The sequence below is a fragment of the Pseudomonas sp. DE0010 genome (assembly GCF_007680745.1).
Classification (GTDB): Bacteria; Pseudomonadota; Gammaproteobacteria; order Pseudomonadales; family Pseudomonadaceae; genus Aquipseudomonas; species Aquipseudomonas parafulva_B.
In genome coordinates, this window is record NZ_VEJQ01000021.1 from 89229 (window position 1) to 102605 (window position 13377).

14 protein-coding genes are annotated in these 13377 nt (G+C 62.4%); 5 read left to right on the plus strand and 9 right to left on the minus strand.

The annotated features are described in order from the left end of the window. Nucleotides 1-40 precede the first annotated feature (40 nt). The 3 genes from FS767_RS16360 to FS767_RS16370 all read right to left on the minus strand — a co-directional run bounded on the left by FS767_RS16360 (nt 41) and on the right by FS767_RS16370 (nt 2360). Nucleotides 41-505, minus strand: coding sequence for a DUF4265 domain-containing protein (locus FS767_RS16360; protein ID WP_144966883.1), 465 nt, complete (start codon nt 503-505; stop codon nt 41-43). Next, a complete protein-coding gene (locus FS767_RS16365; protein WP_144966885.1) occupies nt 502-1389 on the minus strand; it encodes a DMT family transporter in 888 nt (295 codons plus the stop codon). The genes FS767_RS16360 and FS767_RS16365 overlap by 4 nt, the downstream gene beginning before the upstream one ends. A 107-nt stretch (nt 1390-1496) precedes the next feature. Beyond that, a complete protein-coding gene (locus FS767_RS16370; RefSeq protein ID WP_144966887.1) occupies nt 1497-2360 on the minus strand; it encodes a DUF6279 family lipoprotein in 864 nt (287 codons plus the stop codon). Between the two features lie 163 nt (nt 2361-2523). Between FS767_RS16370 and FS767_RS16375 the strand changes: the two genes are divergently transcribed. Then, the gene (locus FS767_RS16375) at nt 2524-3360 is read left to right on the plus strand and encodes a S1 RNA-binding domain-containing protein (protein WP_144966889.1); all 837 of its coding nucleotides are present in this window, start codon (nt 2524-2526) and stop codon (nt 3358-3360) included. Here FS767_RS16375 and FS767_RS16380 read toward each other — a convergent pair whose 3' ends face one another. Then, entirely contained in the window at nt 3361-3741 is a 381-nt protein-coding gene (locus FS767_RS16380) for a hypothetical protein (protein WP_058604226.1), read from the minus strand. A gap of 208 nt (nt 3742-3949) precedes the next feature. On the opposite strand from FS767_RS16380, the gene FS767_RS16385 reads away from it, so the two are divergent. Then, a complete protein-coding gene (locus FS767_RS16385) occupies nt 3950-4135 on the plus strand; it encodes a CsbD family protein (protein WP_049695592.1) in 186 nt (61 codons plus the stop codon). 157 nt (nt 4136-4292) lie between these two features. Continuing rightward, complete coding sequence (locus FS767_RS16390) at nt 4293-5252, plus strand: YihY/virulence factor BrkB family protein (RefSeq protein ID WP_078478930.1); 960 nt, start codon at nt 4293-4295, stop codon at nt 5250-5252. Here the strand turns inward: FS767_RS16390 and FS767_RS16395 are convergent. Then, nucleotides 5239-5628, minus strand: a complete 390-nt coding sequence (locus FS767_RS16395; RefSeq protein ID WP_256674279.1) for a GNAT family N-acetyltransferase — start codon at nt 5626-5628, stop codon at nt 5239-5241. The two genes, FS767_RS16390 and FS767_RS16395, sit on opposite strands and share 14 nt — an antisense overlap. A gap of 62 nt (nt 5629-5690) precedes the next feature. Next, nucleotides 5691-6161 (minus strand): MaoC family dehydratase, encoded by a 471-nt coding sequence (locus FS767_RS16400; protein WP_058604229.1) that lies wholly within the window; start codon nt 6159-6161, stop codon nt 5691-5693. A gap of 295 nt (nt 6162-6456) precedes the next feature. Here FS767_RS16400 and fadD2 point away from each other — a divergent pair, with 295 nt between their 5' ends. After that, complete coding sequence (gene fadD2 / locus FS767_RS16405) at nt 6457-8145, plus strand: long-chain-fatty-acid--CoA ligase FadD2 (RefSeq protein WP_144966894.1); 1689 nt, start codon at nt 6457-6459, stop codon at nt 8143-8145. Nucleotides 8146-8436: 291 nt separating this feature from the next. After that, entirely contained in the window at nt 8437-10134 is a 1698-nt protein-coding gene (gene fadD1, locus FS767_RS16410; protein ID WP_144966896.1) for a long-chain-fatty-acid--CoA ligase FadD1, read from the plus strand. Between the two features lie 72 nt (nt 10135-10206). Here the strand turns inward: fadD1 and FS767_RS16415 are convergent, their stop codons facing one another. The 3 genes from FS767_RS16415 to FS767_RS23065 all read right to left on the minus strand — a co-directional run. Next, nucleotides 10207-11514 (minus strand): FAD-binding oxidoreductase, encoded by a 1308-nt coding sequence (locus FS767_RS16415; protein WP_144966898.1) that lies wholly within the window; start codon nt 11512-11514, stop codon nt 10207-10209. Nucleotides 11515-11539: 25 nt separating this feature from the next. Continuing rightward, on the minus strand, nt 11540-12904 hold the full coding sequence (locus tag FS767_RS16420) for a glutamine synthetase family protein (RefSeq protein ID WP_144966900.1): 1365 nt from the start codon (nt 12902-12904) through the stop codon (nt 11540-11542). Between the two features lie 54 nt (nt 12905-12958). Further along, the coding region (locus FS767_RS23065) for a hypothetical protein (RefSeq protein WP_218571734.1) at nt 12959-13377 on the minus strand (419 nt) is incomplete at its 5' end.

Here is a 13377-nt window from a genome sequence, read left to right on the forward strand (position 1 = left end):
GCGCCCTCGACAGGGAGGGCGCCTGCAAGGCAGTTGCCCTTCACCCCTGGCGAAATTCTTGGGCGACGCAGTGGCGCAGCACCCCTTCCTCGAAGTCCAGGAAACCCGCTTCACGCTGGGTGATCAGGTAATACAGCAAGGTGTCGAGCGTTCGTGCCGGTGGGACGGCGACCGCCAGCATTTTCACCGCAGGTTCGCTTTCACAGGTGCACCCAAACTCCACCAAGGCTTCGCTTACCTGCTGCAGTGTCTCAGGCGGCTTGACCCGAACCCGGAACACCGAGCTGCCACTGCTGCGCAGCAACTGGGCAAACCAGTGTTGGCCAGCCTGCTCATGGGTGCAGATCACGTCACCTGGGGCGATGCCGTAGACATGGAACGGGATGTTGTCGATCACGTAACCGTCGTCGACGGCCCTGGCCCATAGCCCTTCCACCGATGCTGGCGGATAGCCATTGGCATCCTGCTGCAGCGAGAACAGCACTTTCTTGTAGACGCCGTTCATGCAGCGCCTCGGCGCCGTGCCGGGCGCAGCACCAGCCACAGGGCCACGCCGATCAGCAGGCCGCCGTACAAGTGGGCCATCGACAACGGCTCATTCAGCAGCCAGGCCCCCCACAGCACCCCGAACACGGGGATCATGAAGGTCACCGTACTGGCCTTGACCGGGCCGATTTCGGCCAGCAGGCGGAAGTACAGGATGTAGGCGAACGCCGTGCACAACAGGCCGAGCCCCACCAGCGAGCCCCAGACCTGCCAGCCGCCCCAGCTGGCAGGTGGCTGGGTAAGGGCGCTCCAAGCGAACAACGGGGTAAGCAGCAGGGTCGCGCCGAGCATGCTGCCCAGGGCCGACAGGCGGCTGTCCAGGCCGCTGATCCAGCGGCGGGCCAGGTAGCCGGCAAAGCCATAGCAGGTCGTGGCCGCCAGGCACGCCAGGGCGCCTTGCAACAGGGCTGCATCAAGGGCAACAGGCCCCGCACCGCTCAGGATGCCCACGCCGAACAGGCCCAGGAAAATGCCGCATAACTTGGCCAACGTCATGGGTTCCTTGAAGAACAACACGCCGATCAGCACGCCCATCAAGGGCGTCGTGGCATTGAAGATGGCCGAATAACCGGCTGGCAGCACCTGGGCTGCCACAGAATAAAAGGTGGCCGGAATGCCCGAGTTGATCATGCCCAGCACCAGGCAGGCGCCTAATTTCCCTTGGAAATCCCAGCGTATGCGCGCAGCGCCGAGCAGTGCGATCAAGCCCAGGCAGGCGATGGAGACACGGAAGAAGGCCGTCGGCACGGTGCCCAGTACAGGGGCAATGATGCGCATGAACAGAAAGCTCGCGCCCCATACGGCAGCAAGGGTTAGCAGGCGGGCTAGGGCGGTGGGGCTCACGAAAGTCTCCAGGGGCTTGGCAGGGGCGCGAGTGTACGTCAGCAGGCCGGTGGATTCTTGCGCTTTCTTGCCCAATGAAGTTCAGCCAGTGCCCTGGCGGGGCCTGTTCAAGCCCCGCGCAGGCACTTCAAGGCGCTGAAGTCGCTGCGCACCTTGGTCAGCCGCTCCAGCAGCACCTGGCGTTGAGCGGGGGTGCTCTGCTGCACCAGGTCCACCACCAGACTGCGGGCTTGCCGTTCGGTGTTCTGGAAGGCTTGGCGATAGTCGGCTGTCCACAGGCTTTCCTTGTTCTGCAGCAAGGTCGCGACCCGTTCCGGGAAGCCTGGCTCGTGGCGTTGCTCCACCGCCAGCAGCAATTGTTGCTGCCAATGGGCCCTATTGCGTATCCATTCGCTGTTCTGGTCACCCAAGGCGCGGGACCAGGCGCCGACCCGTTGCTTCTGGACCTCGGTCAGCTCGCCGAACCAGGGCTTGAGGCGCTTTTCCATGCGCTCGGCGCGCTCGCTGATCTGGCGGGGCAGGGGGGTGTCGACATATTCCTTGCGCCGCTGGGCAATATCGTCACGAAATGCATCGCGCATCTCGGCCACCTGCGCATCGCTCATGCCTTGCAGCAACTCGGTGGCCGACGGCGTGATTTCGGCCGCAACCCGGCCAATCGCCTCGCGGGCCTCCTCGGTGCGCTGCTGCAGCGCCTGGTCGGTGACCTGGTTATCGGCCACCATGGTGCGCAGGCGGTCCAGCCAGTCGAGGTAGCCGGGCAGTTGCGTCTGGCAATGCCATGCCAGGTGCTGCCGGAGGCGATCATCGAGCAGGGTTTTCTGCTCACGGTTCATGTCCAGGTAGTCGCCAAGCGACCAGGGCACCAGGCGATCGAGGTTGCGATAGGCCAGGTCGATGCGGCTGCAGGCACCCAGCAGCAGGGCGAAACCCAGGCAGATCGACAGGATTTTGAGCAGGCGTGCAGGCATGTGCGGGTCCTTGCAGTGGCAGCCAATGGGTAGACGCAGCACGACACCTGCGGTTCCACCGGATGGCGCGTGGAGGCCTGGATGGCGATGAACCGACCGCAGGCTTTGACACCAGGGCGGGTCTATCCGGAAAATAGCCGCCTTGACTTGAGGATGTTCGAAAATGGCTCTGCTTGGGCGTTACAACAGTTTGCAAATTGTTAAGCACGTGGACTTCGGCCTGTACCTGGACGGCGGTGCCGACGGGGAGATCCTGCTGCCGTCCCGTTACATTCCCAAGGGTGCCGAGACTGAAGTCGATGACTGGCTGAACGTGTTCATCTACCTCGACAGCGAAGACCAGTTGATCGCCACCACCGAAAAGCCCAAGGTGCAGGTGGGCGAGTTCGCCAGCCTCAAGGTCAAGGACATCAACGGTGCGGGCATCTTCCTGGACTGGGGTCTGTCCAAGGACCTGCTGATGCCGTACTCCGAAGAGGCACGGCCGCTGAAGATCGGTGACTACTGCGTGGTGCACGTGTACCTGGACAAGCGCACCCGCCGCATCACCGCCACCTCGCGCCTGGACCGCTACCTCGACACCACGCCTGCCGACTACAAGCCTGGGCAGCCGGTGGAACTGCTGGTGGCCGGCGAAACGCCGATGGGTTTCAAGGCCATCATCAACAACCGTCACTGGGGCTTGATCCACAAGAACGAGGTATTCAAGTTCCTGCGCTCAGGCATGCACGAGCAGGGTTACATCAAGGAAGTGCGGGCTGACGGCAAAGTGTCGCTCAGCCTGCAGCCGGTGGGCGCTGCGCTGTCCGACAGCTTGCAGGAGCAGATCATGGCGCGCCTGGACGCCGAGGGTGGGGTGCTGCTGGTTTCCGACAAGAGCGACCCTGCATTGATCAGCAAGCTGTTCAATGTCAGCAAGGGCAATTTCAAGAAGGCCATCGGCGGGCTGTTCAAGCAAGGCCGCATCGTCATCCATGACGACCGGATCGAGAAAGCCTGATCAGCCCTGCACGAAGGTGTTGAAGTCCAGCTGATCACCACCGGGGCGAGTGTCGCGCAGCAGCGAGTCGCGGTCAGCGCTAAGGGCCAGGCTGATGGTGGAGCGACGCTTGCCAGGGTTGCGCACTTCCATCTGCTCTTGGTGAGCCCGCAGGAAGTTGACCGGCACCTTCAGGTGCTGGAGTTCATCGGTCAGCGGGGTGTGCAACAGCAGGTTGACCCAGTCGGGCTGGCCCTTGCGGAGCAAGGCCACCGGGACCTCGAACCACCACAGGTTGCGCTTGGGGTCGAGGATGGCGAACAGCGTGTTGGCACTGGTCAGTACCGGGCGCGCCAGTGTGCTGTTGCGGCGTGCGATGGCAGCGGGTTTGTCGAGTTTCATGCAGGTTCCTGCGGGTCGAAGCCTTCAAAGCCCGCATTGTGAGGGGTGGCACCTTGCCGGGCAAGGTTTCAGGCCCTGATCCCCGCATTTACGCCTACGCCTTTCAACCGTTTGGCTTGTTGACGCAAATTTCTTGAAACTCCTGTGCAAGCGGCTAGGTCAACCTTCTGTCGGCACGATACGCGTGCTACATCACAGGAGTTTTGCCATGAGCGGTACTGGAGACAAAATTAAAGGTATGGCCAACGAGGCAATGGGCAACATCAAGCAAGGTGTTGGCAACCTCACTGACAACGAAAAACTCAAAGGCGAAGGCAAGGCCCAGGAAATCAAGGGCGAAGGCCAACAGGTCAAAGGCGACGTGAAAAACAAGGTCGACGACCTGACCAAGTAATGATTCACGCCTGCCGAGCCGTCCTCTGCGCTTCGAAGCAGGGGGCGGTAACAGGCAGAATTATTTAAAGCCGTTGCATGATTACCGGGAGCAGCACCCCAAGCGCAGGGTCCATTAGACTGAACGTCAGATCGATCAAGCGGCGAAAGGAGACGCTATGATTTTTTCCGCCTTGCAGGGCTTACCCTTGCACCGCGTACTGGTGCGCACCGTCAACGAATTCCTCGATGACGAAATGTCCACCTATGCTTCGGCATTGGCCTACCAGGCCCTTTTCTCGTTGTTCCCCTTCCTGTTGTTTCTCATTGCCCTGATCGGTTTCCTGCACTTGCCGGACTTCTTCTCCTGGCTGCGCTTGCAGTCGGAGCTGGTCTTGCCACCCCAGGCCCTTGAGCAGGTCAACCCCGTTATCGACCAACTGCAGCAGTCCAAGGGTGGCTTGCTGTCGGTGGGTATCGTCATTGCCCTGTGGACGGCCTCAGCCGGCGTGCGGTTGATGATGAGTGCCATGAACGCGGCCTACGACGTACCGGAAGGTCGCCCGGTCTGGAAGCGTATCCCGCTGTCGGTGCTGTACACCATTGGGTTGGCAGGCATGCTGTTGGCGGCCGCTGCGCTGATGGTGCTGGGCCCGCAGGTCATGGAGTGGATCGCGGCGCAGATCGGCATGGAAGAGTTCATCGTCACCCTGTGGACCATTCTTCGCTGGCCGGTGATCGTGATTCTGCTGATGGTCGCGGTCGCGGTTATCTACTACGTCATGCCTGATGTGGAGCAGAAATTCCGTTTCATTACCCCGGGCTCGGTACTGGCGGTGGTAGTGTGGATCATCGCGTCGCTGGGCTTTGCCTATTACGTGAAGACGTTTGCAGACTACAACGCCATGTATGGCAGCATCGGGGCAATCATCGTGCTGCTGCTGTACTTCTACATTTCGGCTGCCGTGCTGTTGCTGGGCGCAGAGATGAATGCGGTGATTGAACACATGTCGGCCGAGGGCAAGGATCCAGGCGAAAAAGACTTCGATGGCACCCGCGACGACGAAAAGCCCAAGGTGCTGGGCCAGGAGCGCCCCAGTGCTGACGAAGCGGCGGGGGTTGAACCTACCCCGCGCTGAACTGCCCCGGATGGGCAGTGCGCTCCAGCGCTATCAGGGCCTTGCTGCGCTGATAGCGCTGGAGCTTGTCACGCAGCGACTGGGGTAGCTCGCCAGCTGGCGCAAACCCCTGGCGTGCATAGTAGTTGGCAAGCATTGGATGGCAGAACAACCACGTACTGCCACAGGCGTTCTCCAGAGCCTTTGCGACCAACTGCATACCCACGCCTTCCGAGCGCCGATCAGGCGCCACGAACAGCCCCGTCAGCCACTGACCACTCTCCACCTCGCTCAGAGACAACCCAGCAATGATGCCCGGCGACCTGGCCACCCAGAGCTCGCCCTGCGCAGGAGCGCGCATGCGCGAACCCTGTTGGCGATAGAAGTGCTCGAGCAACCGCTGTTCCGGGGCTGAAAGCCGGGTGCAGTGCACAGGCGGCCGTGAGGGCACGACGGTGCTCAGCTGGCCACGAAGTTCGGCGGGGAAACCAGTTCGACGGTCTGCTGCTTGCGCGGTGCCAGGATCTCGGCTTCACCTGCCACAACCAATTCGTCGTTCTGGTTGTACACGTTTGTGGCGATACGCACTTTGAACTTGGGCAATTTTTCCAGGATTTCCAGGCGCACCGTCAGGGTGTCGCCGATCTTGACCGGCTTCTGGAAGCTCATCTGCTGGCCCAGATAGATGGTGCCAGGGCCTGGGAGCGTGCAGGCCACCGCCGCACTGATCAACGCGCCGCTGAACATGCCATGGGCAATGCGCTCGCGGAACATGCTCTTGGCCGCGAACTCGGCGTCCAGGTGCACCGGGTTGTGATCGCCGGACATGGCGGCGAACAGCTGGATGTCGCGCTCCTCGACCAACTTCGTGTATTCGGCTTTCTGGCCGACTTCTAGGGCTTCGTAGGGCGTGTTGCTGAGCTGGGACATCAGGGCTTCCTTAAGCAGTACAGGTCGGATGCCGGTCGCGCGCAGGGCGTCGGCCAGACGGGTGAGACGCTTGCCGGGGGGACCCGGATCACATTTTGCGCCCACGTCAGTGTACCCACAGTCGAGCAAATTGCAGGAAGGGCACAAATAAGATTCACAATGTTAATGGCAGGCGCTGACGACTGGGCCGTGCCTGGCTTACCTGCTAACGTCGAACCAACGCCTGTGCATAGTCAGCGCGCAGGCACTTGGACTACAGGACGCAGTGCAGGTCCCGGCAGAGGAACAACAATAAATGCAAGCCGACTTCTGGAATGACAAGCGCCCGGCGGGCGTGCCCTCCACCCTGGACATGCAGGCCTACGCGTCAGTGGTCGAGGTGTTCGAACGCTCCTGCAAGCGCTTTGCTGATCGCCCGGCCTTCAGCAATTTGGGCGTGACCTTGACCTACGCCGACCTCGATCGTCTGTCGGCCGCCTTCGCCTGCTGGCTGCAGCAACAGACCGACCTCAAGCCGGGCGACCGCATCGCGGTGCAAATGCCCAACGTGCTCCAGTACCCCATCGCCGTGTTCGGCGCCATGCGCGCCGGGCTGATCGTGGTCAACACCAACCCGCTTTACACCGAGCGCGAAATGCGCCACCAGTTCAAGGACAGCGGCGCCCGGGCCCTGGTGTACATGAACCTGTTCGGCAAGCGTGTGCAGACGGTACTGCCCGATACCGGTATCGAGTACCTGATCGAGGCGAAGATGGGCGACATGCTGCCTACGCTCAAAGGCTGGCTGGTCAACACCGTGGTCGACAAGCTCAAGAAGATGGTGCCAGCCTATGCGCTGCCCCAGGCCGTGTCGTTCAAGCAGGTACTGCGCCAGGGCCGCGATGGCGTGCCCACGCCTGTGCCCTTGAGCCTGGGTGACATCGCCGTGCTGCAGTACACCGGCGGCACGACGGGGCTGGCCAAGGGCGCGATGCTCACCCACGGCAACCTGGTGGCAAACATGCTGCAGGTGCTGGCCTGTTTCTCCCAGCATGGGCCGGACGGGCAGAAGCTGCTCAAGGACGGCGAAGAGGTGATGATCGCGCCGTTGCCCCTCTACCACATCTATGCATTCACCGCGAACTGCATGTGCATGATGGTCACCGGCAACCACAACGTGCTGATCACCAACCCGCGGGACATACCAGGCTTCATCAAGGAGCTGGGCAAGTGGCGGTTTTCTGCGTTGCTGGGCCTCAACACCCTGTTCGTCGCGCTGATGGACCACCCCGGGTTCCGCCAGCTCGATTTCTCTGCATTGAAGGTCACCAACTCCGGCGGCACTGCCCTGGTCAAGGCCACGGCCGAGCGCTGGGAACAGCTGACGGGTTGCCGCATCGTCGAAGGGTACGGCCTGACCGAAACGTCCCCCGTGGCCAGCACCAACCCCTACGGCACGCTGGCGCGGCTGGGCACGGTTGGCATCCCGGTGGTGGGCACGGCTTTCAAGGTGATCGATGCCGACGGCAACGAGCTGGCCCTGGGTGAACCCGGTGAGCTGTGCATCAAGGGCCCGCAGGTCATGAAGGGCTACTGGCAGCAACCCGAGGCCACAGCCGAGGCACTGGACGCCGAAGGCTGGTTCAAAACCGGTGACATTGCCGTGATCGACCCCGACGGTTTCACTCGTATCGTCGACCGCAAGAAGGACATGATCATCGTGTCGGGCTTCAATGTGTACCCCAACGAAGTCGAAGAGGTGGTCATGGGCCATCCCAAGGTCGCCAATTGTGCCGCTATCGGCGTGCCAGACGAGCGTTCCGGCGAAGCGGTGAAGTTGTTCGTGGTGCCGCGCGAAGGGGGTGTGGATGTCGAGGAGCTCAAGGCCTATTGCAAGGCCAACCTTACCGGCTACAAAGTGCCCAAGCAGATCGTGCTACGCGAGTCGCTGCCGATGACGCCGGTGGGCAAGATCCTGCGGCGCGAACTGCGTGACGCCAGCTAATCGATAGCCCGCGACAAGGAAGATGTGCCGTGCGCCAGGGCCCGGCGCACGGCACATCCCGGTGACCTAACAGGCTCATTAAGTCAAATACTCTAAACGTGACCCGAAGTATTCATTGAGTCACCTTTGTGACTGTCAAGCCCGCTTTGGGCTCTAGTAGACCCTCGGCAAAGCTGCTACTCTCGGCCCGCTTTCAGATGATCTGGTTTGCATCAGGCCGTCATCTCATATCAATAATAAACGCCTCGACGCGTGAAACGAACTTCGCTGTTGCTGAAGGAGTGGGCTTGCATGATCGACCATTTTTGGAAGGACAAGTATCCGGCCGGTATCGCGGCGCAGATCGATCCCGACGATTTCCCCAACATCCAGGCGGTACTCAAGCAATCCTGCCAGCGCTTTGCCGACAAACCGGCCTTCAGCAACCTGGGCAAGACCCTGACCTACGGTGAGTTATATACCCTTTCCGGTGCCTTTGCCGCCTGGTTGCAACAGCATACCGACCTAAAGCCCGGTGATCGCATCGCGGTGCAACTGCCCAACGTGCTGCAGTACCCGGTGGCGGTATTTGGCGCCATGCGCGCCGGCCTGATCGTGGTCAACACCAACCCGCTGTACACCGCCCGGGAAATGGAGCACCAGTTCAAAGACTCCGGCGCCAAAGCGCTGGTGTGCCTGGCGAACATGGCGCACCTGGCCGAGAAGGTAGTGCCCAAGACCCAGGTCAAGCACGTCATCGTCACCGAAGTGGCAGACCTGCTGCCTGCGCTCAAGCGGCTGCTGATCAACAGCGTGATCAAGTACGTCAAGAAGATGGTGCCGGCTTATCACCTGCCCAGCGCCGTGCGCTTCAACGATGCCCTGGCTCTGGGCAAGGGCCAGCCGGTGACCGAGGCCAACCCGCAAGCCAATGATGTGGCCGTGTTGCAATACACCGGCGGCACCACCGGTGTGGCCAAGGGCGCCATGCTGACCCACCGCAACCTGGTGGCCAACATGTTGCAGTGCCGGGCGCTGATGGGTTCGAACCTGCAGGAAGGGTGCGAGATTCTCATCACCCCGCTGCCGCTGTACCACATCTACGCCTTCACCTTCCATTGCATGGCCATGATGCTGATCGGCAACCACAACGTGCTGATCAGCAACCCCCGCGACCTGTCCGCCATGGTCAAGGAGCTGGGCAAGTGGAAGTTCACAGGTTTCGTGGGCCTCAATACGCTGTTCGTGGCGCTTTGCAACAGCGATGCGTTCCGCGCCCTGGACTTCTCGGCCTTGAAGATCACCCTGTCTGGCGGCATGGCGCTGCAACTGAGCGTTGCCGAGCGCTGGCGTGCGGTGACGGGCTGCGCCATCTGCGAAGGCTATGGCATGACCGAAACCAGCCCGGTGGCCGCCGTGAACCCCGCGCAGGCCAACCAGGTAGGCACCATCGGTATTCCGGTGCCGTCAACGCTGTGCAAGATCGTCGACGACGCCGGCAACGAGTTGCCCTTGGGCGAAGTGGGCGAACTGTGCGTCAAGGGCCCTCAGGTGATGAAGGGCTACTGGCAGCGCGAGGAGGCCACCGCCGAAATTCTCGACAGCGAAGGCTGGCTCAAGACCGGCGACATCGCCCTGATTCAGCCTGACGGCTACATGCGTATCGTCGACCGCAAGAAGGACATGATTCTGGTGTCCGGCTTCAACGTCTACCCCAATGAACTCGAAGACGTGCTCGCGGCGGTGCCTGGCGTATCGCAGTGTGCGGCCATCGGCATTCCGGATGAAAAATCCGGGGAGCTGATCAAGGTCTTCGTCGTGGTCAAACCTGGCATGACGGTGACCAAGGAGCAGGTGATGGAGCACATGCGCGCCAACCTCACCGGCTACAAGGTGCCACGTCAGGTCGAGTTTCGCGATACCCTGCCGACCACCAACGTCGGCAAGATCCTGCGTCGCGAACTGCGCGACGAAGAGCTCAAGAAGCTCAACCTCAAGAAAAGCGCCTGACCTGGCGCGCACCGCCTGCCACCGCCCTGCAGCCCCTTTTGACGAGGCCTGGCAGGGCGGGCGGTCCTTGCTTTAGCGCAGTTTTTCCAGCATCTGGTAGTACCACATGCCCGCTGCCAGGAGCGGGTTGCCCAACACGTCTCCCATCGGCACACGCACATGCTTGCACTGGGCGAAGGTGTCGAATTGCTCCAGGGTACCGGTCATGGCTTGAGCCATGATTTCGCCCATGATGTGGCTGGTGGCGATGCCGTGCCCGGAGTAGCCCTGGCAGTACCAGACATGGTCCGAAAGCTTGCCCACTTGGGGTATGCGATTGACCACGATGCCCATGGCGCAGCTCCATTGGAACGCGATGGGCACGCCCTTCAAGGCAGGGAAGGTACGCTCGATGCACGGGCGCAGTTCGGCTTCGATATCCCGCGAGTCGCGCCCTGAGTAGTTGGCGCCGCCGCCGAACAGCAGCCGCTTGTCGGCCGTCAGGCGGTAGTAGTCCAGCACGAATCGGCAATCGTAGACGGCAAGGTCCTGCGGGTTGATTTGCGCTGCCAGCTCGCCCAATGGCGCCGTGGTGACGATGCCGCCCATGGCTGGGAATATCTTGCCCTTGAGCTGGCGCTTTTCCAGCTTGTGGTAGACATCGCCTGCCAGCATTACCTGGCGCGCATCCACACGCCCATGGGCCGTCACCACGGCAGGGCGGGGGCCGTGCACGATTTCCAGCACTTCGGTCTGCTCGAAGACCAGCGCGCCCAGGCTGTGGGCGGCGCGGGCTTCGCCCAGGCACAGGTTCAGCGGGTGCAGGTGCAGGTTGCGCCGGTTCTTCAGGGCGCCCAGGTACAGGGGGCTTTGCAGGTGTTCGGCCATCGCCTGGCGGTCGAGCAGCTCGACCTGATCACCCATGCCATGGCGCTGTGCCTGGGCCTCGAAAGCCCGCAGCTCGTCCAGGTGCGAGGGTTTCATGGCCGCGTGCAGGTGACCGTGCTTGAGGTCGCAGTCGATGCCATAGCGGGCCACCCGTTGCTCGATGATCTGGTGGCCCCGCCAGCGCAGGTGCCAGATGAAATCATCCACGTCGCTGCCCAGCCGCTTGCGCATCTGTGCGCGCATGGCTTCGTCACCTGACAGGCTGCCGGTCACTTGACCACCATTGCGCCCGCTGGCGCCCCAGCCCACCCGGTTGGCTTCGAGCACTGCGACTTTCAGGCCGCGTTCGGCCAGTTCCACGGCCGTTGCCAAGCCGGTGAAGCCCGCGCCGATGATTGCCACGTCCACCTGCACGGTGCCCTTGAGCTGGGGGTAGGTGATGGGGTCGTTGAGGGTGGCGGTGTAGTAGGACGGCGCACGTTGCGCCGGGCCTTTGTTCACTGCTGCGTTCATGGGTAATCCTTGTTCTGTGTGGGGCTCAGGCCTGGTGCAGGTACCAGCGCCAGTCCTGTTCGCTGACTTCGGCCATGAATTGCCGGTATTCGGCGCGCTTGACCTTCAGGTACACGCCAAGAAACGCATCGCCCAGTGCTTCGCGGGCCCAGGTCGACTGCTCCAGGGCCTGCAGCGCGGTGAGCCAGTCAGTTGGCAGGTGTTCGGTCGCCTGGGCATAGCCATTGCCCTGAATCGGCGCGCCAGGGTCGAGCTGATCACGTAGGCCGCAGTGACTGGCGGCCAACATGGCGGCGGCCGCCAGGTACGGGTTGGCGTCGGCCCCGCAGATACGGTGCTCAACATGCCGGCTATTGGCCGGCCCGCCCGGCACCCGCAGGCTGACCGTGCGGTTGTCCACGCCCCAGGTGGGCGACAGGGGCGCGTAGCTATTGGCCTGGAAGCGGCGGAAGGAGTTGGCGTTGGGGCAAAACAGCAGCAGCGACGCGTGCAGGTGCTGCAACATGCCGGCCACTGCGTAACGCAGTAGCGGTGTGCCGGCCGGATCTTCGCTGGCGAACAGGTTACGGCCGGCGCTGTCGGCCAGGCTCAGGTGCATGTGCATACCGGTACCGGCCAAGTGGCCGAAGGGCTTGGCCATGAAGCAGGCCTGCATGCCATGGGCGTGGGCGATGCCTTTGACCAGGCGCTTGTAGCGTACCGCCTGGTCCATCGCTTGCACGGCATCACCGTGTTCGAGGGTAATCTCCACCTGGCCTGGGGCGTATTCCGAAATGGCCGTACGCGCCGGTATGCCCTGTGCCTTGCAGGCCGCATACAGGTCTGCCAGGAACGGCTCGATCTGCTCCAGCTCTCGCAGCCCGTACACCTGAGTGCTGCGAGGGCGTGCGCCGTCCTGGTCAAGCGCCGGTTGCGGATGGCCATGGGCATCGCGCTGCTGGTCGAGCAGGTAGAACTCCAGCTCGCAGGCCATCACGGGGTGGTACCCGTCGGCCTTCAGGGCTTCGACGGTGCGCAACAGTACATGACGCGGATCGGCCACGCTGGCCGGCAGGCCTTGGTGTGGGTGCATGCTCACTTGCAGCGCTGCGGTCGGCACCCGGCGCCAGGGCAGGCGTACCAGGCTGCCATCGAGTGGGTAGGCACGGCAATCGATGTCGCCGACATCCCAGACCAGGCCCGAGTTTTCCACGTCGTCGCCGTTTACGGTCAGGCCGAGAATGGTGCTGGGTAATGGCCGGCCGGTCTGGTACACGGCCAGCAGTTCATCACGGTGCAGCAGCTTGCCGCGGGGCACGCCGTTGGCGTCGAGGATGAACAGTTCGAACAGATCGATATCGGGGTTGGCGGCCAGAAACTGGCTGGCCTGCTCCACAGGTGCAAAGTGCATAATCATTCGCTCGCGAACGCTCAGGCCCCTGCCTGTGCAGGCGGCCCGGCTGGGTCAAACGGCCCTATGCAGGCCGGGTGAGGTCATGCAGGCGTAAGCGAGGTGTCGGGCGGGCGCGCGTGACGGCAGTGCCACAATGCCCAAAAGGCGAGGATGACATGCACCAACGGATTTTCGCCGCACAGCGCCCGGGGCTTCGACGGTGAAGGGCGGTTGGACGATGGTGAGCTGGGCTGGGCGGGAGTCATGCGTTCGATACTCACATGCCGCTTGAGGGGGATTAAAGTAGTGAATGGCAACCTTTACATTTGGGCTGGCTAAACATTTGATTGGCGTGCAAATGATTAGGGTCGAGGGTTCGTTGGTCAACTCCATAGCTGCGCACTCATGAGAATTGCCGTTGCCGTTGCCGTTGCCGTTGCCGTTGCCGTTGCCGTTGCCGTTGCCGTTGCCGTTGCCGTTGCCGTTGCCGT